Genomic DNA, 21,807 nt, shown 5'->3' on the forward strand with positions numbered 1-21,807 from the left:
CTATTTGTGCCAATACGCGGTCTTCCGCTTCCATAATCTGGAGGAATTTTTATTGAACAATCACTCTCATCAGGGAAACCATAAAGTCATCAACTTCATTCCGAACGGTGAATTCTATTACAAGAAGGCGCTCGGCGCACTGAAGCGCGACGAGGTGGAGAAAGCCCATAAGTTTCTCAGCCGTGCGGCGGACCTGAGTCCGGAGGATGCTGACATCCTTCTGCAGTACGCCATTCTGGAGATCGACATGGGCCGTTTTGAGCATGCCCGTGACCTTCTGATGACCGCCCATGACTCCGGCCCTGAAGATCCGGATACGCTTTTCTACCTGTCCGAGGTGCACGTCAATCTCGGTTATCTCCGGGATGCGATCCGTTATGCGCAGCGATACTTGAAGCTTGCGCCGGAAGGGCTGTACCGTGACGAGGCGGTGGACATCATCGAGTTCTCCGAGCAGGAATTGTACGGACTTCCGGACGATGCCGAAGGCGACGGACGCCTCGACTATATCCTCGACCGCGGACGCCGGCTGATGGAGTCCGGTGAATTCCGGGAAGCCGTCAGTCTGCTGGAGTCGGCGATTGAGGAACATCCCGAATTCTGGGCGGCCTACAACAACCTGGCGCTCGCCTATTTCTATATCGGCGATTCTGAACAGGCGGAGGCGCTCCTGAATCAGGTGCTCCGGGGAGACAACGGCAACCTCCATGCCCTCTGCAACTTTGCAGTCTTCCACTTTTACAAGCAGGACGCGGAAGCACTCAACCGAACGGTCTCCGTCCTGCTGAAAATCCGGCCGATGCTGGTCGACCACCGCTACAAGCTCGGTGCAACCCTTGCCCTGGTCGGCCGTCACGCTGAGGCGTACAACTGGCTCCGCGGCCTTCAGCGGATCGGCTTTGAAGGGGACCCGGGCTTTTACTTCTGGCTGGCACATGCCGCAGCCATGATCGAAGAGGAGAAGGTCGCCCGTGAAGCCTGGGCGGTGCTTGTTTCGATGGACCCGTCGAAGGAAGGCAAGGAGCCTTGGCTGAGGTCCAGGATTCCGGATACGCCTGAAAACGAACCGCAGTTCGTCATCGGTAAGCTGAACAGCGGGGAAGAGGGGCTGCGACTGCTCGGCCTGTTCCTGACCGGCAAGTCAATGCGCCGCGAAGACATCCTCACCCATCCGGAATGGCCCGACGTCGAAAAAATGTCCACGACGGAAAAGCTGTTTCTTGCGAATGGCCTTGGCCACCGTCTCCCCGGCAGGGACCGCGGGGAGCTCCTTTATAACCGGGTGTTCGAAGCGACTGACCTGCTCTACAGCCGCTATGAGCCGCTCACTGAGGAGGACCTGCCCATTCTGGAGATGTGGTTCCTCATGTGCAGCCGTGCCATCGACGATAGCTATGCGTTCAGGAATCCTCGCGCAATTGCCGCATCGGCCGAGTATATGTACCGCTCTTCCCGGCATACAGGTATCACGAAGAAAGAAATTGCGGAAGACTACGGGATATCGGTGAAGACACTTACGAAGTATGTCAATGAGCTGTTCCGCTTCCTGCCGTTCCCCCGCAGTTAGGCAGAAATGTTGAGCCTGGCCTGCAAATGGAATAGCATGAATGCAGACAGGCGTTCACATTTAAGGAGGAACTTTTCATGGCTGAAGATAAAATTTATGATGTCATCATCATCGGTGCCGGTCCTGCCGGCTTGACGTCCGCGGTATATACGAGCCGGGCCAATATGTCCACGCTCATGCTGGAACGCGGTATCCCGGGCGGCCAGATGGCCAATACGGAAGACATCGAGAACTACCCGGGATTCGACAGCATTCTCGGTCCCGACCTCTCCAATAAAATGTTCGAGCATGCGAAGAAGTTCGGCGCCGAATATGCATACGGAGACGTATCCGAAGTGCGTGACGGAGAAGAGTATAAGACGATCATCGCGGGCGGCAAGGAATACAAGACCCGCTCGATCATCATCGGCACGGGCGCGGAATACAAAAAGATGGGCATCCCGGGCGAATCTGAGCTCGGCGGCCGCGGCGTCAGCTACTGCGCGGTCTGTGACGGGGCATTCTTCAAAAACAAGAACCTCGTCGTGGTCGGCGGCGGCGACTCTGCCGTCGAGGAAGGCAACTTCCTGACGCGCTTTGCGGATAAAGTCACCATCGTCCACCGCCGCGATAAGCTGCGTGCGCAAAAAATCCTGCAGGACCGTGCTTTCGCGAATCCGAAAATCGACTTTATCTGGAGCCATACGCTCAAGTCGATCAACGACAAGGAAGGCAAAGTCGGCAGCGTCACGCTCGTTTCGACAAAAGACGGCAGCGAGCGCGAGTTTGAAGCGGATGGCGTGTTCATCTACATCGGCATGGTGCCGCTCACCGCTCCGTTCAAGTCGCTCGGCATCACTGACGAGAACGGCTACATCCCGACGGACGAACATATGAAGACTTCGATTCCGGGTGTGTTCGCAGCAGGTGATGTTCGCGCGAAAACGCTCCGCCAGGTCGTTACGGCGACAGGGGATGGCAGCATCGCAGCGGAAACCGCACAGAAGTATGTAGAGACACTCAAGGAAAAAATCGGGACCGAAGCCTGATTTAATACGTTTTTAACCGCTCTGTAACAGCACTGCAATAAAAAGGGTGTATAGTAAGAAGTGTAAATTGACCCCCCTTTATGATAGCAACACTTTTTAGACGGCACCGGAACGCCCGGCTGCCGTCCTTTTTTGCATTCCTTTTGTATCCCCATTCCGAAGCATAGTATAATAAAGGGTAGAATGTTTTCCGGGAAGGTGGGAGACCGATGCAGCGGATCGCCAATCTGTTGGTTATCCAGGACGGCAAAGTCCTGTTATTGAAAAAGCCCCGCCGCGGCTGGTATGTCGCGCCGGGCGGGAAGATGGAGCCGGGAGAGTCCGTCTATTCGGCCGCTTTCCGGGAATTTACGGAAGAGACCGGTGCCACGCCGGTCGGGCCGCATCTGAAAGGAATTTATACGATGGTGATCCGGGACGAGGAAAATACCCGGACGCTGGATGAATGGATGCTTTATACATTCGCGGCACGCGGGCTTGAGGGCGTGCCATTTGAGGAGAACAGGGAAGGAAAGCTTGAGTGGCATGATGTCGGCAAACTTGATACCCTGCCAATGGCCGAAGGCGACCGGATGAACCTGAAGTTCGCTGCCGGAAGCCCGGGCACCCAGTACGGCACGTTCACCTATACGGAAGATTTCCGGCTGCTCGGGGCGGACCTCCAGCAGTCGGCAGAAAGGGTGGGACCATGACGGAGCAGATGAAAAATAAGAGAGAGAATATGGAACTGGTCGTCATCACCGGGATGTCCGGCGCCGGCAAGACGGTCGCCGTACAGAGTTTCGAGGATCTTGGCTACTACTGCATCGACAACCTCCCGCCTGAACTGCTTCTGACATTCCTGAAGCTTCTTGCAGCTTCGGACCGCAAGCAGAAACGGGTTGCTGCCGTGATGGACATGCGCGGCAGGGAGTACTTTGATTCCCTGACAGGGACGCTGGACCAGATTGAGGCGGCCGATGGGTTTGATCTGCAGGTGCTCTTCCTTGATGCGGACGACAGTACGCTCGTCAAGCGCTACAAGGAAACCCGCCGCAAGCATCCGCTGTCTCATGGCGGACTTGTCAGCGACGGCATCCGCAAGGAGCGGGAGATGCTGTCCGAACTCAAGGGCAGGGCGCGCTACCTGTTCAATACATCCCAACTGCTGCCGCGGGAGCTCCGGGAAAAGATTGTCGAGAGCTTCTCGGAATCAGAGAAGGGCACGTTCACGGTCAACGTCATGTCGTTCGGGTACAAGCACGGCATCCCGATCGACGCGGACATCGCGCTGGACGTGAGGTTCCTGCCAAACCCTTACTATATCGAGGAACTGAAGCCCCTCACCGGCCTCCAGTCAGAAGTCTATGAATATGTCATGAAACAGAACGATACAAAGGAACTGATTGCAAAGCTGGAAGATCTCTTCCGCTTCCTCATCCCGAGATACAAAGAAGAAGGCAAGGCGCAGCTGGTCATCGCATTCGGCTGCACGGGCGGCCAGCACCGCTCCGTGTCACTCGCCGAATATTTTGCGGAGAAGCTGAGCGGCGAGTACAAGACGTCGGTGACCCATCGGGATATCAAACATAGAAAGGGCTGATCCCATGCCCGGTAAAAAGGGAAAAAAGCGCGTTGTGGCGATCGGCGGGGGAACCGGCCTTTCCACGATCCTGCGCGGCCTCAAACAGTACGACATCGACCTGACGGCCATTGTGACCGTCGCCGATGACGGAGGCAGCTCGGGGAAGATCCGGAAAGATTATATGATCCCGCCTCCGGGTGATATCCGGAACGTCATGGCGGCGCTTTCAGACGTCGAGCCGCTTGTGCTGGAAATGTTCCAGTACCGATTTGCCTCCTCGGAGGGACTTGGCGGCCACTCACTCGGGAACCTGATGCTTGCAGCGATGACGAACATCACCGGTGATTTCTCAAGGGCCGTGGCGGAAATGAGCAGGATCCTCAACATCAAGGGGCGCGTGCTTCCTGCCGCGAACCAGATCATCACACTCGCAGCGGAACTGGAGGACGGCTCGATCATCAACGGCGAGTCGAAGATTCCGGTTTACGGTCACCGGATCAGGCGGGTATTCCTGCTCCCGGAAGAGGTCGAGCCGCTGGAAGATGCGGTCCGTGCAATCCGCAAGGCCGACATGATTGTCATCGGCCCCGGGAGCCTGTATACCAGCATTTTGCCGAACCTGCTCGTACCCGGAATCGGGGAAGCCGTACTTAAATCAAAGGCGAGCAGGCTCTACATATGCAACATCATGACCCAGCCGGGCGAGACGTCATCGTTCAGTGCATCGGACCATGTCCGTGTGATGTATGATCATCTCGGCGCCCGGTTTCTCAACGGGGTCGTCGTCAATGACGGCACCGGGCTTGACGCCGTGGCGGAAGTCTACCGCCAGCAGCAGTCCGTTCCGGTACAGGGTGATGTGGAGGAACTCGGGGAATTGGCGGAAGATGTCATCCTGGCAGATATCGCAACCATCGTAGGCGGCCTGGTCCGTCACGATGCGGGCAAGGTGGCAGAACTGATCTGCAACTACCTGAACAGCCCGGACGGGGCGGCAGTCTGTCGGGACGGCCGTCCGTGAAAGGAGAGGAAGCCGGTGTCATTCGCATCGGATACGAAAAAAGAACTGACGCAGGTGGAGATGGACGAGTGCTGCACCCGGGCGGAACTGTCGGCCTTCATTAAGATGAACGGGGTCCTGTCGTTTTCCAATCGGCAGATGAGCCTGGATGTCCAGACGGAGAATGCAGCGATCGCCCGCAGGATGTATACGAACATGCGGCGGCTTTACCCGTATAAAGTGGAGCTGCTCGTCCGGAAAAAAATGCGGCTGAAGAAAAACAATGTCTATATATGCAGGATCCGAGAAGGCGCGAAAACGATGCTGGAGGATCTGAAAATCACCGGAGAAGGGATCAGTTTTGCCGAAGGCGTCTCGAAGGATATCATCAAGGACGACTGCTGCAGGCGATCCTACCTGCGCGGGGCGTTCCTGGCGGGCGGCTCGGTCAATAACCCTGAGACCTCTTCCTACCATCTGGAAATCTTCTCGCTCTACCAGGAGCACAGTGAGGCGCTGGTGGAGCTGATGAACGCCTACGCCCTGAATGCCAAATCGATTGAACGCAAAAAAGGCTTTATCGCCTATCTGAAAGAAGCTGAGAAAATCTCCGACTTCCTCAGCCTGATCGGTGCCCACGTGGCGCTGCTCAAATTCGAGGACGTCCGAATCGTGCGGGACATGCGCAACAGCGTCAACCGTCTCGTCAACTGCGAGACCGCGAACCTGAACAAGACGATCGGTGCCGCGATGCGCCAGGTGGAGAACATCCAGTACATCGATCAGATGATCGGAATCGAAGGACTGCCGGAGCGGCTCCAGGAAATTGCCCGGCTGCGTGTCGAGTACCAGGACATCACGCTGAAGGAACTTGGAGAAATGGTTTCGGGACCAGCCATCAGCAAGTCGGGGGTCAATCACCGTTTGCGCAAGATTGACGAGATCGCGGAAAAGCTCCGCAAAGGCGGGGTATCGTTGAAGTGAGTTTGTTCTTGTTCTTTTCGGGCTTCTCCGATACGATAAAGGAATAGACAAGCAACCGGTTACAAAGGAGGAAGTCGGCCATGACCGAACGGACACTAGAGGTGAAACTGAAATCCGGCCTGCAGGCCAGGCAGGCGGCGCTGTTCGTCCAGGAAGCGAACCGTTTCTCCTCGGACATCTACCTTGAGAAGGGGGCGCGCAAGGTGAACGCCAAGAGCATCATGGGCATCATGAGCCTGGCGATCGCCAAAGGGGTCGAAGTGACGCTGAGCGCAGACGGACATGATGAGGAAGACGCCGTCACGGCTCTTGCTGCAATTATTGAAGATGAAGCGGCAAAGTGAAAGCAGCCGTTATGAATGAGACCAACAAGAAAAGACCCGGCATCCGCCGGGTCTTTTGACTTGCTTGGTAATCTTATTTGTCTTTCTGAAGCTCGTTCCGCTCGATGATGTGGTCGATGAGGCCGTATTCTTTCGCGCGTTCGGCTGTCATGAAGTTGTCGCGCTCCGTGTCGCGCTCAAGTACTTCAAGAGGCTGGCCGGTGCGTTCGGCAAGGATGGTGTTGAGCTTTTCGCGGAGGAAGAGGATGCGCTTAGCCGCAATCTCGATTTCCGTCGCCTGTCCCTGTGCGCCGCCGAGCGGCTGATGGATCATGACTTCTGCGTTAGGGAGCGCATAGCGCTTGCCTTTTGTTCCTGCTGCGAGGAGGAACGCGCCCATCGATGCCGCCATGCCGATGCAGATGGTCTGCACATCCGGCTTGATGAACTGCATCGTATCAAAGATCGCCATGCCGGCCGTGATGCTGCCGCCCGGGCTGTTGATGTAGATCGAGATGTCTTTTTCCGGGTCCTCAGCTTCAAGGAAGAGAAGCTGCGCGACGATCGAGTTGGACACGTTATCGTCAATGCCCGAACCGAGCATGATGATGCGGTCTTTCAGGAGCCGCGAGTAAATGTCGTACGCCCGCTCACCGCGGTTCGTCTGTTCGATTACTGTAGGGATGAGATTCATCTGTTCTTCCTCCTTTGAGTGGATGAGTAAATACCTGCACTGGAACACTATACCCTCCAGCCCTTGAAAATATCATAAGCTATTTGGTCAATGAAGGTCAAATGGGACGCTTCATCAAAAACAAAAAAGGGGCTTGCATCCCGGACACCATACTTGTATAATAAAAGATGTCGTCCGGTAAGGAGACTATGAATGTTCTGCCCTCGTGGTGCAACGGATAGCACGTAAGATTCCGGTTCTTAAGATGTGGGTTCGATTCCTGCCGAGGGCGCTGACAGACGCATCACCTGTATAGGTGGTGCGTTTTTTGTTGTTCCCGGAAACACGCATCTCTCTTTTACTCCCTGCTTTCATTCCACATCTCCTGAATCTTTTCCTTCTTTTGTACGTAGAGAATAGTGAAACCCTCGTTGTTTCAAGAAGAAATCGGTTAGGGTAAGGTAGGTTAGATATCGCAGGTAGAGAGGGGACTGAAGCGAATGAGAAAAATGATGGGGCCTCTGCTGATTATTGTCGGGATTCTGGTCGTACTGGCCATTATCCTGGTGCCAAAGTACAATTCCTTCGTGAATCTGGAGGAAGATGTGAACCAGGCCTACAGCCAAATCGAAAACCAGCTGCAGCGCCGGATGGATCTGATACCGAACCTCGTGGAGACCGCCAAAGGTTATGCGGCGCATGAAGAGGAAGTCTTCACGGACATCGCCGATGCGCGCTCACGGCTCGCAGGGGCGGGATCGCCCGAACAGCAGGCCAATGCCAACGAAGAACTCACCGGCGCGCTGAGCCGCCTGCTTGTCATTGCGGAAAATTATCCGGACCTGAAAGCGAACGAAAACTTCCGTCAGCTCATGGATGAACTGGCAGGGACAGAGAATCGGCTTGCAGTCGCAAGGATGGACTATAACGAAGCGGCCACCGAATTCAACCGGAATGTCCGGAGGTTCCCGGGCAATCTCGTCGCCGGCATCTTCGGTTTTGACCAGAAAGAATACTTCGAAGCGTCGGAAGCCGCCAAGGAAGCGCCGAAAGTCGACTTCGGGGAGTACGGTAACTGATGAAGCGGCTCGGCAGGACCCTTCTGTTCGTCCTGCTTCTCTTTGCCGGAACGCCCGCTCTGGCGGCGGAGCCGGACGTCCCGGAATCAACCGGCACATTTGTGCAGGACCATGCTCAGATTCTTACAGCCGATCAGACGTCTCAAATCGAATCGATGGCAACTCAGCTTGAGCAAGCGACGGGAGCACAGATTGTCATATTGACGATCCCGGATGCGATTGAGGTTCCGGAGATGTATGGTGTTGAAGCATTCCGGAAATTTGCAATTGGTTCTGAGGAAGATGACAATGGGGTACTGCTACTGGTATCCACTGTTCCGAATTCCTCCGGTAACCGTGCTTTTGAAATAACGGTGGGTTATGGCCTTGAAGGGGCCCTGCCGGACGGTAAAGTCGGAAGGATCATTGATGAATATGGAGTTCCTTATCTCCGTGAGGAACAACCGGGCACGGCCATCGCGAACGTCTACCGCGTGCTCCATAACGAAGTGGCCCAGGAGTACAATTGGGACGGAACCGTCGAACAGCCGGAGCCCCAGGCGGGAACCGGAAACGGTGACGGCGGAGGCGGAATCAGTCCGATCGTCGCGATCATCATCATCTTCGTCCTCGTCAATATGTTCTTTGGCGGCGGAGGACGCGGAGGCGGCGGAGGTGGCCCCGGCGGAAGAAGGCGCGGGCGCCGATCGGTTGTATTCATCCCGGGCTCCTTCGGCGGCGGAGGCGGCTTCGGAGGCGGCGGTTTTGGCGGTGGCGGCGGCTTCGGCGGAGGCGGCGGATCCACCGGCGGAGGCGGCGCCGGCCGGGGCTGGTAACCTGAGAGGAAAGAAGGGTTTCAATGAACGTCACACTGTATGTCGGCAACGACTGTCCGCTTTGCGACGAGGCGTTGCTTAATCTGAAACTTGCAGCCGAGGACCTCCCGCTTGATGTTGAAGTGGTCGACATCGGGCAGGATGACCAACTGCACGAAAAATATATGCTGATGATTCCGGTCCTGGAGAAGGACGGCGAAGTCCTCCTCTACGGAAACATCGGCTACGGCGATGTGATGGAAGCGCTCCTGTAGCGCTTCTTTTTTATTTGGATAAAAAGTTTGCAACTGTTCATTACGTGGAATACAATAAGTACGAATCGGGACATAATATAGAACACCGGGACATAAAATGTCCCGATGTGAGGAGGATGTCCATGGATGCGGTTACGCAGTCATTGCTCAGTGTTCTCCCGGAAATGCCAGAGCTGCTGTCCGTGCGCTGCAGCATCCTGACTGCCATCAGGCAGGAAGGTCCCGTCGGCAGGCGTTCGCTTGTCGGACGGGAAGGCCTCAGCGAAAGGGAAGTGCGCGCAGTATGCGACCTTCTCCGGAAACAGGGGCTGATCACCGCGGAAACTTCGGGCATGAAAGTGACACCCGAAGGGGAAAGGGTGCTGGATTTGCTGCAGCCTGTGATTCGGCGGTGGACAGGACTTGAAGAATTGGGGACTGAACTATGCCGTAAATTGGGTATACAGAAGGTGATGGTTGTTCCCGGCGGGGATGACGATGACCTGACGAAGCACAGGATGGCGAGAGCGGCATGCGGCCACATGGCCGGCGTCCTGCAAGGGGGCGCGGTTGTGGCCGTGACCGGCGGAAGCACCGTCGCGGCGGTTGCCGACGAGGCGGCGGCTGCCGGCCTGCCCGAAGGGATCCGATTTATCGCAGCACGGGGCGGCACCGGAGGCGATGTGAAATCGCAGGCCAATATGATTGCAGCCATGCTTGCTGCTGCGACAGCCGGCGATTGGACACCGCTCCATCTGCCCGAGACGCTTGCAGAAACCTCGATCGGGCCGCTTATGGAAGAGCCGTCGGTGATGGAAGCGATGGCCGTGTATGACCGGACGGACTGCATCGTCCATGGCATCGGTGATGCTATTGAACTGGCACGCCGCCGGGGAGCCGATGAAGAGACCCTGGAAAAACTTGCTGCAGAAGGCGCGGCAGCCGAAGCGTTCGGTTACTATCTGGGCCGGGATGGCTCGGTGATCCACCGACTTCGGACAATCGGGCTAAGCCGGAGCCAGATCGACCGCATTCCCCACCCGCTTGCCGTGGCAGGCGGAACAGAAAAGGCGTCACCGATACTCGCCTATATGAAACAGGCACCCGAAAGGACGGTCCTTGTGACCGACGAAGCGGCAGCCAGAGAAATGCTCCGCCTGTCAGGCGGGGAAACGAAGTGAATGAAGGATACTAGCGAACGAATGATAAAAACCGGAGGGATTCAGATATGGCATTGAAAGTGGCAATCAACGGATTTGGGCGGATCGGACGCGTCGTCTTCCGCCAGGCTTGGGAAAACCCGGAACTCGATATCGTGGCGGTCAACGACCTGACGGATGCGGCGATGCTTGCACATCTCCTGAAGTATGACTCTGTGCATGGCATTTTTGACGCTGAAGTGAGCAGCGATGAAGAGCACCTGATTGTGGAAGGCAAGAAGATCCGCGTATTTGCAGAAAAAGACCCGGCAGCACTTCCTTGGGGCGACCTCGGAATCGACGTTGTCCTTGAGTCGACAGGCGTCTTCCGCGACCGTGAGACTGCAGGCAAACACCTTGAAGCAGGCGCAAAGCGCGTTCTCCTTTCCGCACCGGGCAAGGGCGACATCAAGACACTCGTCATGGGCATCAACGAAAACGACTTTAATCCGGAAACGGACCAGATCGTCTCGAACGCATCCTGCACGACGAACTGTCTGGCACCGGTCGTGAAAGTCCTCCACGAGAAATTCGGCGTGAAGAAAGGCCTTATGACGACTGTCCACTCGTACACGAACGACCAGCGCATCCTTGACCTCCCGCACAGCGACTACCGCCGTGCACGTGCAGCAGCCGAGTCGATGATTCCGACGACAACAGGTGCTGCGACAGCCGTTACAAAAGTGCTTCCTGAGCTAAAAGGCAAGCTGGACGGCATGGCCGTACGCGTACCGACACCGAACGTCTCCCTCGTTGACTTCACTGCACAGCTGGAACAGCCGGCGACCCCGGAAGATGTGAACGCGGCGATGAAGGAAGCGGCGGAAGGCGAGCTGAAGGGCCTCCTGTTCGTATCCGACCTGCCGCTCGTCTCCAGTGACTACAACGGCGTGCCGGCTTCGTCCACGGTCGATTCGCTGTCGACGATGGCGATCGGCGACGATATGGTCAAAGTCATTAGCTGGTATGACAATGAAAGCGGCTATTCCGCCCGCTGCATCGACCTGATGGTCCACATGTCGAAGGCAGGAATCTGATAGCCTTCCCATAAAGAAACCACTATAATGGAATGGGGCTGGGAACGGACGCCCCGTTCCTTTTTACATACGGAGAATATGGAGGGGTATTCATGATCCGAAAAAAATCCATCAATGATCTCGATGTCGCCGGCAAGCGCGTGTTTGTCCGCGTCGACTTCAACGTGCCGCTCGACGGCGGCCATATCACGGACGACACCCGGATCCGCGCCGCGCTGCCGACGATTGAGAAACTGGCCGATTCAGGTGCAAAAGTGATCCTGGCGAGCCACCTCGGCCGGCCAAAAGGGCAGGTCAATGAGGACATGCGTCTCGCTCCGGCGGGCAAGCGCCTGTCCGAACTGCTCGGCAGGGACGTCAGGGCTCTATCTGAATCCACGGGCGACGCTGTTAAGGAAGCGGTAGCATCGATGCAGGATGGCGACGTCATTCTTCTTGAAAACGTCCGCTTCCATGCAGGAGAAGAAAAGAACGATCCGGAACTGGCAAAGCAGTTTGCGGAGCTTGCGGACCTGTATGTGAACGACGCTTTCGGCGCCGCACACCGCGCGCATGCATCCACTGCCGGCATTGCAGAGCATCTTCCTGCAGCTTCAGGCCTGCTCATGGAAAAAGAGCTGGACGTGCTCGGCAAAGCACTGGCAGAACCGGAGCGACCATTTACCGCCATCATCGGAGGTGCGAAGGTCAAGGATAAAATCGGTGTCATCGACCATCTCCTGGACAAGGTCGATCATCTGCTTCTCGGCGGCGGTCTTTCCTACACGTTCACAAAGGCCCAGGGCCATGACGTCGGAAACTCGCTTGTTGAGGAAGACAAGATCGACCTTGCAAAGTCATTCATACAAAAGGCAGAGGAAAAAGGCGTGAAGCTCCATATCCCGACTGATGCGGTTGTGGCTTCCGAATTCAAGGCGGATGCGGAGACCAGGACCGTTCCGACCGATTCGATCCCTGAAGGCTGGATGGGACTTGATATCGGGCCGGAGACAGCAGCCGAGTATGCGGATGTCATCCGTCAGTCCAAGACCATCCTCTGGAACGGGCCGATGGGCGTATTCGAGATGGATGCATTTGCAGAAGGCACCAGGACAGTCGCCCAGGCGGTTGCCGAAACAGACGGATACACGATCATCGGCGGCGGGGACTCGGCGGCTGCCGTTGAGAAGTTTGATTTGGCAGACCGGATGGACCATGTGTCAACGGGCGGCGGGGCTTCCCTTGAGTTCATGGAAGGAAAAGACCTTCCGGGTGTTTCTGCCCTGGACGACAAGTAATCGGCAAAAAATTGGAGGGAACGGATATGCGAAAACCGATCATTGCAGGCAACTGGAAAATGCACAAAACCCTCGGTGAAGCGGAATCGTTCTTTGACTCGGTCAAAGGAAAGCTGCCGGAGGCCGGTCAGGCTGAAACAGTAATCTGCGCACCGGCGCCTTTCCTGGCAAGTCTTGCAGGACGTGCCGGCGACGCGACGCCCGCAGTCGGCGCACAGACGATGCACGAAGAGGAAAAAGGTGCCTTTACCGGTGAAGTCAGCCCGGTGATGCTGACAGACCTGGGCGTCAGGTATGTCGTCATCGGCCACTCCGAGCGGCGCGAGTACTTTAACGAAACTGACCAGTCGGTCAACCGGAAGGTGAAGGCGGCGTTCGGCCACGGACTCGTTCCGATCATCTGTGTCGGCGAATCACTGGAAGAGCGCGAGTCTGGTAAGACGGCCGAGAAAATTTCCGGTCAGGTCCGGGCTGCGCTTGATGGCATCGGCGCGGAAAATGCAGCCGGGGCTGTGATCGCCTATGAACCGATCTGGGCGATCGGGACAGGGAAGACCGCGACTTCCGAAATGGCGAATGAGGCATGCGGGGAAATCCGCAGCACGCTTGCTGATCTTTTTGGACAGGATACCGCAGAACAGATCCGGATCCAGTATGGCGGCAGCGTGAAGCCTGAGAACATTGAGGAACTTCTCGCACAGCCGGACATCGACGGCGCTTTGGTCGGAGGCGCGAGCCTGGAGCCGGAGTCGTTCATCGCACTGGCGGAGGCGGCGGGCCATGAATAAACGTCCGGTCGCACTGATCATCCTTGACGGCTTCGGCCTGAGGGGCGAGACGGCCGGCAATGCAGTCGCACAGGCGGACAAGCCGAACTTCGACCGTTACCATGCGCATTATCCGACAACGACCCTTACGGCAAGCGGGGAGGCGGTCGGCCTTCCGGAAGGCCAGATGGGCAATTCGGAAGTCGGCCACCTGAACATCGGAGCCGGACGGATCGTCTACCAGAGCCTGACCCGCATCAACAAATCGATCCGGGAAGGAGATTTCTTCGAGAAAGAGATGCTCCTGTCTGCCGTCCGGAACGCCAAAGAGACCGGGCGTTCGCTCCACATCATGGGGCTGCTGTCCGACGGGGGTGTCCACAGCCATATCGGACACCTGCACGCACTGATCGATTTGGCGAAAAAGCACGGGCTGGAACGCATCTATCTGCACGCCTTCCTGGACGGCCGCGATGTCGGCCCGAAAACGGCTCTCGGCTATATCGAGGAGACCGAACGGCACCTTGCAGAAGCAGGCGTCGGACGGTTCGCTTCGGTCAGCGGACGCTACTATGCGATGGACCGCGACCGTCGGTGGGACAGGGTAAAACTGGCTTATGATGCCATCACGGACGGTACCGGCGCAACTGCACAATCTGCCGCGGAAGGCGTTGAAGCCGCCTACGAGCGGGGAGAAACGGATGAGTTTGTCATTCCGTTCGTTGTTTGCGGCGAAGATGGGAAGCCGGTCGCCACGGTCAATGACGGCGACTCGATCATCTTCTTCAACTTCCGGCCGGACCGTGCGATCCAGCTGACATCCGCGTTTGTTTCGGATGACTTCACCGGCTTTGGTACAACCTATCGCCGTCCGGCAGACCTGACCTACGTCACGTTCACTCAGTACAGCGAGGAATTTGAAGGTCAGGCACGGGTCGTCTATCCGAATGTGAATCTGCGGAAAACGGTCGGCGAAGTGATCTCGGAGGCGGGACTCCGACAGCTCCGGATTGCGGAGACCGAGAAGTATCCTCATGTCACTTTCTTCATGAGCGGCGGCAGGGAAGAGGTCTTCCCGGGAGAGAAGCGGATCCTCATTGATTCGCCTAAAGTCGCGACTTATGACCTGAAGCCCGAAATGAGTGCCTATGAAGTCGCGGAAGCGCTCGTTGGCGTGATCGGACGGGACGAAACAGACGCCATCATCCTGAACTTCGCCAATCCCGACATGGTCGGACACAGCGGCATGCTCGAACCGACGGTCAAGGCAATCGAAGCCGTCGATGAATGCCTGGGACAGGTTGTTGATGCCATTCTCGCAAAAGGCGGAGCGGCCATCATCACCGCGGACCACGGAAATGCGGACGAAGTCGTCACGACCGATGGCCGCCCGATGACCGCGCACACGACAAATCCTGTTCCGGTCATCGTGACGGAAGAAGGACTTGAACTACGGGAAGGCATTCTCGCCGACCTGGCACCGACCATGCTCAAGCTTCTGGGTGTTGAACAGCCGGAAGACATGACAGGCAAACCACTATTCTAATCAGAGGGAGTGTCAATGCAATGCCAATCATCAGCCAGATCCAAGCACGTGAAGTGCTCGATTCCCGAGGGAACCCGACAGTGGAAGTTGAAGTCTTCACGGACAGCGGCGCCTATGGTCGCGCCATCGTGCCATCCGGCGCATCGACCGGTGAATATGAAGCGGTCGAACTGCGTGACGGGGATAAGTCCCGCTATCTCGGCAAGGGCGTCCTGAAAGCCGTCGACAACGTCAACGGTGTTATCGCGGATGAACTGTCGGGCATGTACTCGGTACTTGATCAGGTATCGATCGACCAGGCGCTCATCGAACTGGACGGGACGGAAAACAAGGGCAAGCTAGGCGCGAACGCCATTCTCGGCGTATCCATCGCAGTGGCCCATGCTGCAGCAGATTACCTGGATCTTCCGCTTTACCAGTACCTCGGCGGCGTCAACGCCAAGCAGCTGCCGGTTCCGATGATGAATATCCTGAATGGCGGCGAGCACGCCGACAACAACGTCGACATCCAGGAATTCATGGTCATGCCGGTCGGTGCGGAATCGTTCCGCCAGGCACTCCGCATGGGCGCAGAAGTGTTCCACTCCCTGAAAGCGGTGCTGAAGGATAAAGGACTCAACACGGCAGTGGGTGACGAGGGCGGCTTCGCTCCGAACCTCGGCTCCAACGAAGAAGCACTTTCGACAATCATGGAGGCCATCGAGAAAGCGGGCTACAAGCCGGGCGAAGATCTCGTCCTCGCGATGGATGTGGCTTCTTCCGAGTTCTACGACAAGGAATCCGGCAAGTACAACCTGTCGGGCGAAGGCATCTCCCGCACTTCTGAAGAAATGGTTTCCTGGTATGAGGAGCTGTGCAACAAATACCCGATCATCTCGATCGAGGACGGCCTGGATGAAAACGACTGGGAAGGTCACCGCCTGCTGACCGAGCGCATCGGCGAAAAGGTCCAGCTTGTCGGCGACGACCTGTTCGTCACCAACACGAAAAAGCTGGCGCGCGGCATCGAAGAAGGTGTCGGCAACTCGATCCTTGTCAAGGTGAACCAGATCGGCACGCTTACCGAAACATTCGACGCGATCGAAATGGCGAAGCGCGCAGGCTACACGGCTGTCATCTCCCACCGCTCCGGCGAATCGGAAGATGTGACGATTGCCGACATCGCAGTCGCTGTCAACGCCGGACAGATCAAGACCGGTGCACCGTCGCGCACAGACCGTGTCGCCAAGTACAACCAGCTTCTCCGCATCGAGGACCAGCTGGCTGCAACTGCTCAGTACCCCGGTGTCAAGACGTTCTACAACCTGAAGAAATAATGAGAAGGACCGGCTGGCATGCCGGTCCTTTTTCTATGGGTGGGAGAAGATTGGCGTGCCTGCTTGCAATAAGGAGTGCTCACTTGCAACATGGGGTGCTGACTTGCAATAAGGAGCGCCTGTTTGCTACATAGGGTGACGAGTTGCACCAGGATTGCCGACTCGCAATATGGCATGCCCACTTGCCGCATGGCGCACGGACTTGCCACATGGCACATGAATTTGCCACATGGCACGCGAACTTGCCACATGGCATGCGAACTTGCCACATGGCATACGAACTTGCCACATGGCATACGAACTTGCCACATGGCACGCGAACTTGCCACATGGCACACGAACTTGCCACATGGCACACGAACCGCATAGCGCGCGAACTTGCCGCATGGCATGCCGACTTGCCTCATGGCATATGAACTTGCCACATGGCACGCGAACTTGCCACATGGCATACGAACTTGCCACATGGCGCACGAACTTGCCGCATGGCATATGAACTTGCCACATGGCATACGAACTTGCCACATGGCATATGAACTTGCCACATGGCATATGAACTTGCCACATGGCGCACGAACTTGCCACATGGCACATGAATTTGCCACATGGCACGCGAACTTGCCGCATGTCGTGCCGACTTGCAACATGTCTCCTGAAGGGCGACATTCTACAACCTATTACAAAGTTTTCCCGAGATAGTTGTGGCGGCAGTCCCGCTTTGATAGAATGGATATTGTTGAGAATGTTTCAGGAGGTGGAAAAATGCATACACTGCTCATGACGCTGCTGCTGATCGTGTCGATCGCGCTGATTGTCGTCGTCCTGTTGCAATCCGGGAAAAGTGCAGGTCTTTCCGGAGCCATCTCCGGTGGAGCGGAGCAATTGTTCGGCAAGCAGAAGGCGCGCGGTCTTGATCTCGTCTTTCATCGCGTGACGATCATTTTGTCGGTCCTTTTCTTCGTGCTTGCCATTGCCGTGACGAAGTTCTGAATATAACCCATCCGCCCGGCCGCATGCGCGGTTGGGCGTTTTTACATAGGAGGCGAAACCATCATGAAAAAAGTGAAATTGACCCCTCCAAAGCCGTTCTTCTTTAAACATGGACCGAGGGCAGTCCTGCTCCTGCACGGTTTCCGCGGAAGCTCGGCGGATGTCCGCATGCTTGGGCGGTTCCTTGAAAAGCATGATTACACATGCATGGCTCCGCACTATTCAGGTCATGGTGTTGAGCCGGAGGAATTGCTAAAAACCGGGCCGGCAGACTGGTGGGCTGATGTAGAGGCCGCATACGCTTGCCTAAAAGAGGAAGGCTACGAAGAAATCGCAGTGGTCGGATTGTCGCTCGGAGGTGTGTTCACGCTCAAATTAGGGTATAACTATCCCGTAAAAGGGCTTGTATCCATGTGTGCACCCATGGTCATGAAAACCACGGACATCATGTTCGAGGGTGTGCTTCAATATGCGGCGGAATTCAAAAAGTATGAAGGAAAAGAACCGGACCGGATCGAAGAGGAAGTGGAAGAGATCCGTGAACGGGGAATGGCTTCGCTTCCGGAGTTGAGGGACTTTGTCCACGACGTCCGGGACCACGTCGAAGAGGTGTATGCACCTGTCTTCGTGGTCCAGGCTGAGCAGGACAGGGTCATTGATCCGAAGTCGGCCGACATCATCTATGAAACCGTCGGATCCCCTGAGAAGAAAATCAAAAAGTATCCGGAGTCGGGCCACGTTATCACGCTCGGACCGGAAAAGGAACAGCTCCACCGGGATATACTCGCATTTCTGGAAACACTGGATTGGAGCGAATAAATCGCCGGAGGAAGACAGGCCATCGCAGGAGGGATATTGTGGAAGATTATTTAAAGGAATTGCGTGACCGGCTTCTTTCGTTCATGCGTGAAGACAGCTACAAACCGCTTACCGTACAGGAGATCCAGGAGGAACTGGAACTGACGGATGCAGGGGAATTCAAGGAACTCGTGAAAGTCCTCGTGGAACTCGAGGAGAAAGGTTACGTCATCCGCTCCCGTTCGGACCGATACGGCGTGCCGGAGCGGATGGATATCATCCGTGGCCGCTTTATCGGACATGCCAAAGGCTTCGGCTTCGTCGTGCCTGAAGAGGAGGGCATGGATGATATCTTCATCCCTCCAAACGAGACGAATACCGCAATGAACGGAGATACGGTCCTCATCAAGATTCTGAAAGAAACGGGCGGCGACCGTCAGGAAGGGTCCGTCATCCGGATTTCAGAGCGGAAGAACACGAAAGTCGTCGGAACCTTCCAGGCACACCGCGGCTTCGGCTTCGTCATCGCAGACGACAAGAAGCTTCCGATGGATGTGTTCGTATCCAAGGAAAACACGCTCGGTGCAGTCGACGGGCATAAGGTCGTCGTGGAGATCACCGAATGGCCGAGCGAGCGGAAGTCGGCTGAAGGCATCGTGGTCCAAGTGCTCGGACACAAAAACGACCCGGGTGTCGACATCCTCTCGATCATCTACAAGTATGGCATCGAGATCGAGTTTCCGGACGAAGTCATCGAACACGCAAACCGTGTGCCGGACGAAATCCGCGAGCAGGATCTGTTCAAGCGGCGGGACCTCCGGGGCGAGCAGATCGTCACGATCGACGGCGCAGAAGCGAAGGACCTTGACGATGCCGTCACGGTCACCAAAAATGATGACGGCACCTATAAGCTCGGCGTCCACATCGCGGATGTCAGCTACTATGTGACTGAGAACTCTGCGATTGACGTAGAGGCCCGTGAGCGCGGGACGAGCGTTTATCTGACAGACCGGGTCATTCCGATGATCCCTCACCGTCTTTCGAACGGAATCTGCTCGCTGAACCCTCATGTCGACCGGCTTACGCTCAGCTGTGAGATGGTCATCGACAGCAAGGGCAAAGTTGTGTCCCATGAGATCTTCCAGAGTGTGATCCGGACTGTTGAACGAATGACCTATCACGACGTTTATAAGATCATCGAAGAAAAGGACGAGGAGCTCCGGGCGCGCTACGAGCCGCTTGTCCCGATGTTCGAGCATATGGCGGAACTGGCTGCCATCCTGCGCCAGCGCCGATTCGACCGCGGAGCGATCGATTTCGACTTCAAGGAATCTAAAATCATCGTCGACGAAGAGGGCTGGCCGACCGATGTCGTCGTGCGCGAACGAACGGTGGCGGAAAAGCTGATTGAAGAGTTCATGCTTGTCGCGAACGAGACGGTCGCCGAGCACTTCCACTGGCTGCGGGTCCCGTTCATCTACCGGATCCACGAAGATCCGAAATCCGAGAAGCTGGAGCGCTTTTTCGAATTCATCACGAACTTCGGCCTCCTTGTACGGGGGACGTCAAACAAGGTGCACCCGCGTGCCCTCCAGGAGATCCTCGAGTCGATTTCCGGAGAGCCGGAAGAACCGGTCGTCTCGACGATGCTCCTGCGTTCGATGCAGCAGGCGAGGTATTCCGAGCTGAGCCTCGGCCACTTCGGCCTGTCCAGCGAGTTCTACACGCACTTCACATCGCCGATCCGGCGGTATCCTGACCTTCTCGTTCACAGGCTGATCCGGACGTACCTCATCGAGGCGGACACTTCACCGGCAACGGTCGCAAAGTGGAAGGGAGAAATTCCGGAAATCGCGGAGCACTCTTCTGATATGGAGCGGCGGGCGGTCGATGCCGAGCGTGACACAGAAGCGCTCAAGAAGGCCCAGTTCATGGTGGACAAGGTCGGCGAAGAATTCGAGGGCATCATCTCCTCGGTTACAAACTTCGGCCTGTTCGTCGAATTGGAAAACACGATCGAAGGACTTGTCCATGTCTCTTACATGACCGATGACTACTATTGGTTCGATGATCGCAATCTGATGATGGTCGGCGAGCATACGGCCAAGCAGTTCCGGATCGGGGACAAGGTGAAAGTCCGTGTCATCTCCGTGAAGCCGGAGGAGTCGGCAATCGACTTTGAGCTGGCGGATATGGACAGCACGAACGCGCCGGAACGCCGGACGCGCAAAGACAGCCCGAAAGTCATCCGGACAAAGGGTGACACAAGGGGCGGCGGCAAAGGCCGGGGTGAAGGCGGACGCGGCGGACGCAACTCCGGCGGAAATCGCGGGGAAGGCCGAAACGGCGGCGGCCGCAGTGGCGGCGGACGCGGTGGAAGCGGAGGAAGCGGCGGCGGTCGCGGCGGCAATCGCAGCGGCGGTTCCGGTTCGGGCAGGCCGTCCGGCCAGGGAGGTTCCGGTGGCAGGAACCGGTCACGGGGCGGCGGCGGAGGCGGCCGCGGAAACGCTCCGCGCGGCGGCAACCGGCAGAAGTAACTTAAGTCGAATTGAATAAACCATGACACCGGACGGCATCCTGCCGTCCCGTTGTCCGTTATAGAGGGGGGAAACCGATGGCAAAAGGAAATGACCAGCGTGTTCTGGCACAAAACAAAAAAGCCGGACATGATTACTTTATCGAAGATACCATTGAAGCGGGAATCGTCCTTCAGGGGACCGAAATCAAGTCAATCCGGAACGGCAAGGTCCAGCTCCGGGATGCCTTTATCCGGATCCGGAACAACGAAGCGTGGATCTCGAATATGCACGTCAGTCCGTATGAGCAGGGGAACCGCTACAATCACGATCCGCTTCGGGCGAGGAAGCTGCTGCTTCACAAAAAGCAGATTGGCCAGCTGATCGGCAAGACGAAGGAAGAGGGATTCTCGATCATCCCATTGAAGATGTACATCAAGAACGGCTATGCAAAAGTGCTGATCGGCGTGGCAAAAGGCAAGAAGAAGTACGACAAGCGGGAAGACCTGAAGAAGAAAGAGCACAAGCGCGAGATGGAACGGGCATTCAAGGCGAAGCAGCAATATTGAATGCGCTCCGCCTGTAAGCGGCGAAGCAGTACTGAGTGCCCTCCGCTTGCCATTTGGCGCAAAATACCCTATAATAAGGTTACAGATTGCCAGTATACCGAGTTTCACTAATCCTATTCAGGATTTCCAATCTTCCCAAACGGGGACGTTTTGGATTCGACAGGGATGGTCTGAGCTCCGGTTGCGCGTCGGAGGGTCGGCTCCGTATCAACGACATTTAACAATAACTGGCAAAACTAACAACAACCTCGCTTTCGCAGCGTAAGCTGCTGAAACGGTCCTCCGGTTCCATCGCCCATGTGGCATCTGAGGACTCACTTATCAGTGGGATACGACGTCTGTCCGCCGCCTGAGGCTGACGTAAGAGATTTACAGGATAGCGCGCAGGACGCCTGCTGACCGGCAGAATGCAGCGCGAACTTCAATAGATCAGATACACGCGTAGAAGCCGGAGTGTTGGAGTCTCTGGACGCGGGTTCGAATCCCGCCGTCTCCATAAAGTGTATTTAACCTTGTCGAGTACCAT

The 21,807-nt window shown here is 56.5% G+C and carries 21 protein-coding genes, 1 tRNA gene and 1 other RNA gene; 22 read left to right on the forward strand and 1 reads right to left on the reverse strand.

Features of this window, described 5'->3' with window-relative positions; genetic code table 11:
• Positions 1 to 52: 52 nt before the first annotated feature.
• The 7 genes from AV656_RS15255 (at position 53) to AV656_RS15285 (ending at position 6,487) form a co-directional block, all read left to right on the forward strand.
• Complete coding sequence (locus AV656_RS15255; RefSeq protein ID WP_063183644.1) at positions 53 to 1,567, forward strand: tetratricopeptide repeat protein; 1,515 nt, start codon at positions 53 to 55, stop codon at positions 1,565 to 1,567.
• Between the two features lie 77 nt (positions 1,568 to 1,644).
• Positions 1,645 to 2,595 carry a thioredoxin-disulfide reductase gene (gene trxB, locus AV656_RS15260; RefSeq protein ID WP_063183646.1) on the forward strand — a complete coding sequence of 317 codons (951 nt, stop codon included), beginning with the start codon at positions 1,645 to 1,647 and terminating at the stop codon, positions 2,593 to 2,595.
• Between the two features lie 209 nt (positions 2,596 to 2,804).
• Positions 2,805 to 3,287 (forward strand): NUDIX domain-containing protein, encoded by a 483-nt coding sequence (locus AV656_RS15265; RefSeq protein ID WP_063183649.1) that lies wholly within the window; start codon positions 2,805 to 2,807, stop codon positions 3,285 to 3,287.
• A complete protein-coding gene (gene rapZ / locus AV656_RS15270; protein ID WP_156484893.1) occupies positions 3,284 to 4,177 on the forward strand; it encodes an RNase adapter RapZ in 894 nt (297 codons plus the stop codon). The genes AV656_RS15265 and rapZ overlap by 4 nt, the downstream gene beginning before the upstream one ends.
• Before the next feature lie 4 nt (positions 4,178 to 4,181).
• Positions 4,182 to 5,180 carry a gluconeogenesis factor YvcK family protein gene (locus AV656_RS15275; protein WP_063183651.1) on the forward strand — a complete coding sequence of 333 codons (999 nt, stop codon included), beginning with the start codon at positions 4,182 to 4,184 and terminating at the stop codon, positions 5,178 to 5,180.
• A gap of 15 nt (positions 5,181 to 5,195) precedes the next feature.
• Entirely contained in the window at positions 5,196 to 6,143 is a 948-nt protein-coding gene (gene whiA, locus AV656_RS15280) for a DNA-binding protein WhiA (protein ID WP_063183653.1), read from the forward strand.
• Positions 6,144 to 6,223: 80 nt separating this feature from the next.
• Positions 6,224 to 6,487 carry an HPr family phosphocarrier protein gene (locus tag AV656_RS15285; protein WP_063183655.1) on the forward strand — a complete coding sequence of 88 codons (264 nt, stop codon included), beginning with the start codon at positions 6,224 to 6,226 and terminating at the stop codon, positions 6,485 to 6,487.
• A gap of 73 nt (positions 6,488 to 6,560) precedes the next feature.
• Here the strand turns inward: AV656_RS15285 and clpP are convergent, their stop codons facing one another.
• A complete protein-coding gene (gene clpP / locus AV656_RS15290; protein WP_269447390.1) occupies positions 6,561 to 7,184 on the reverse strand; it encodes an ATP-dependent Clp endopeptidase proteolytic subunit ClpP in 624 nt (207 codons plus the stop codon).
• A gap of 175 nt (positions 7,185 to 7,359) precedes the next feature.
• Between clpP and AV656_RS15295 the strand changes: the two genes are divergently transcribed.
• The 15 genes from AV656_RS15295 (at position 7,360) to ssrA (ending at position 21,780) form a co-directional block, all read left to right on the forward strand.
• Positions 7,360 to 7,431, forward strand: a tRNA-Arg gene (locus AV656_RS15295).
• A 208-nt stretch (positions 7,432 to 7,639) separates the two neighbouring features.
• Complete coding sequence (locus AV656_RS15300; RefSeq protein ID WP_063183659.1) at positions 7,640 to 8,218, forward strand: LemA family protein; 579 nt, start codon at positions 7,640 to 7,642, stop codon at positions 8,216 to 8,218.
• Positions 8,218 to 9,033: a TPM domain-containing protein gene (locus tag AV656_RS16700; protein ID WP_063183661.1), complete on the forward strand. Its 816-nt coding sequence runs from the start codon at positions 8,218 to 8,220 to the stop codon at positions 9,031 to 9,033. Before AV656_RS15300 ends, AV656_RS16700 begins: the two co-directional genes overlap by 1 nt.
• 23 nt (positions 9,034 to 9,056) lie before the next feature.
• A complete protein-coding gene (locus AV656_RS15310; RefSeq protein ID WP_063183663.1) occupies positions 9,057 to 9,287 on the forward strand; it encodes a glutaredoxin family protein in 231 nt (76 codons plus the stop codon).
• Positions 9,288 to 9,409: 122 nt separating this feature from the next.
• A complete protein-coding gene (locus AV656_RS15315) occupies positions 9,410 to 10,447 on the forward strand; it encodes a sugar-binding domain-containing protein (RefSeq protein ID WP_063183666.1) in 1,038 nt (345 codons plus the stop codon).
• Positions 10,448 to 10,494: 47 nt separating this feature from the next.
• The gene (gene gap / locus AV656_RS15320; RefSeq protein WP_063183668.1) at positions 10,495 to 11,502 is read left to right on the forward strand and encodes a type I glyceraldehyde-3-phosphate dehydrogenase; all 1,008 of its coding nucleotides are present in this window, start codon (positions 10,495 to 10,497) and stop codon (positions 11,500 to 11,502) included.
• Between the two features lie 92 nt (positions 11,503 to 11,594).
• Positions 11,595 to 12,779 carry a phosphoglycerate kinase gene (locus tag AV656_RS15325; protein ID WP_063183670.1) on the forward strand — a complete coding sequence of 395 codons (1,185 nt, stop codon included), beginning with the start codon at positions 11,595 to 11,597 and terminating at the stop codon, positions 12,777 to 12,779.
• 26 nt (positions 12,780 to 12,805) lie between these two features.
• Positions 12,806 to 13,567 (forward strand): triose-phosphate isomerase, encoded by a 762-nt coding sequence (tpiA, locus tag AV656_RS15330; protein ID WP_063183672.1) that lies wholly within the window; start codon positions 12,806 to 12,808, stop codon positions 13,565 to 13,567.
• Complete coding sequence (gpmI, locus tag AV656_RS15335) at positions 13,560 to 15,092, forward strand: 2,3-bisphosphoglycerate-independent phosphoglycerate mutase (protein WP_063183675.1); 1,533 nt, start codon at positions 13,560 to 13,562, stop codon at positions 15,090 to 15,092. Before tpiA ends, gpmI begins: the two co-directional genes overlap by 8 nt.
• A gap of 20 nt (positions 15,093 to 15,112) precedes the next feature.
• A complete protein-coding gene (gene eno, locus AV656_RS15340) occupies positions 15,113 to 16,408 on the forward strand; it encodes a phosphopyruvate hydratase (protein ID WP_063183677.1) in 1,296 nt (431 codons plus the stop codon).
• Between the two features lie 762 nt (positions 16,409 to 17,170).
• Positions 17,171 to 17,398 (forward strand): preprotein translocase subunit SecG, encoded by a 228-nt coding sequence (secG, locus tag AV656_RS15345; RefSeq protein ID WP_008300301.1) that lies wholly within the window; start codon positions 17,171 to 17,173, stop codon positions 17,396 to 17,398.
• Between the two features lie 63 nt (positions 17,399 to 17,461).
• Entirely contained in the window at positions 17,462 to 18,217 is a 756-nt protein-coding gene (locus AV656_RS15350; protein WP_082818795.1) for an alpha/beta hydrolase, read from the forward strand.
• Positions 18,218 to 18,255: 38 nt separating this feature from the next.
• Complete coding sequence (gene rnr / locus AV656_RS15355; RefSeq protein WP_063183679.1) at positions 18,256 to 20,733, forward strand: ribonuclease R; 2,478 nt, start codon at positions 18,256 to 18,258, stop codon at positions 20,731 to 20,733.
• A 77-nt stretch (positions 20,734 to 20,810) separates the two neighbouring features.
• Positions 20,811 to 21,281, forward strand: a complete 471-nt coding sequence (gene smpB, locus AV656_RS15360; RefSeq protein WP_063183681.1) for an SsrA-binding protein SmpB — start codon at positions 20,811 to 20,813, stop codon at positions 21,279 to 21,281.
• Between the two features lie 141 nt (positions 21,282 to 21,422).
• Positions 21,423 to 21,780: a transfer-messenger RNA gene (ssrA, locus tag AV656_RS15365) on the forward strand.
• The last annotated feature ends 27 nt before the right edge of the window (positions 21,781 to 21,807 follow it).

The organism is Bhargavaea cecembensis (assembly GCF_001619585.1).
In the GTDB taxonomy this organism is placed as follows: domain Bacteria; phylum Bacillota; class Bacilli; order Bacillales_A; family Planococcaceae; genus Bhargavaea; species Bhargavaea cecembensis_A.

Coding starts and splice junctions, on each gene's coding strand:
- trxB (WP_063183646.1), top strand. CDS start 1,645: ATGGCTGAAGATAAAATTTATGATGTCATCATCATCGGTGCCGGTCCT.
- AV656_RS15265 (WP_063183649.1), top strand. CDS start 2,805: ATGCAGCGGATCGCCAATCTGTTGGTTATCCAGGACGGCAAAGTCCTG.
- rapZ (WP_156484893.1), top strand. CDS start 3,284: ATGACGGAGCAGATGAAAAATAAGAGAGAGAATATGGAACTGGTCGTC.
- AV656_RS15275 (WP_063183651.1), top strand. CDS start 4,182: ATGCCCGGTAAAAAGGGAAAAAAGCGCGTTGTGGCGATCGGCGGGGGA.
- AV656_RS15285 (WP_063183655.1), top strand. CDS start 6,224: ATGACCGAACGGACACTAGAGGTGAAACTGAAATCCGGCCTGCAGGCC.
- AV656_RS15300 (WP_063183659.1), top strand. CDS start 7,640: ATGAGAAAAATGATGGGGCCTCTGCTGATTATTGTCGGGATTCTGGTC.
- AV656_RS16700 (WP_063183661.1), top strand. CDS start 8,218: ATGAAGCGGCTCGGCAGGACCCTTCTGTTCGTCCTGCTTCTCTTTGCC.
- AV656_RS15310 (WP_063183663.1), top strand. CDS start 9,057: ATGAACGTCACACTGTATGTCGGCAACGACTGTCCGCTTTGCGACGAG.
- AV656_RS15315 (WP_063183666.1), top strand. CDS start 9,410: ATGGATGCGGTTACGCAGTCATTGCTCAGTGTTCTCCCGGAAATGCCA.
- gap (WP_063183668.1), top strand. CDS start 10,495: ATGGCATTGAAAGTGGCAATCAACGGATTTGGGCGGATCGGACGCGTC.
- AV656_RS15325 (WP_063183670.1), top strand. CDS start 11,595: ATGATCCGAAAAAAATCCATCAATGATCTCGATGTCGCCGGCAAGCGC.
- tpiA (WP_063183672.1), top strand. CDS start 12,806: ATGCGAAAACCGATCATTGCAGGCAACTGGAAAATGCACAAAACCCTC.
- gpmI (WP_063183675.1), top strand. CDS start 13,560: ATGAATAAACGTCCGGTCGCACTGATCATCCTTGACGGCTTCGGCCTG.
- eno (WP_063183677.1), top strand. CDS start 15,113: ATGCCAATCATCAGCCAGATCCAAGCACGTGAAGTGCTCGATTCCCGA.
- secG (WP_008300301.1), top strand. CDS start 17,171: ATGCATACACTGCTCATGACGCTGCTGCTGATCGTGTCGATCGCGCTG.
- AV656_RS15350 (WP_082818795.1), top strand. CDS start 17,462: ATGAAAAAAGTGAAATTGACCCCTCCAAAGCCGTTCTTCTTTAAACAT.
- smpB (WP_063183681.1), top strand. CDS start 20,811: ATGGCAAAAGGAAATGACCAGCGTGTTCTGGCACAAAACAAAAAAGCC.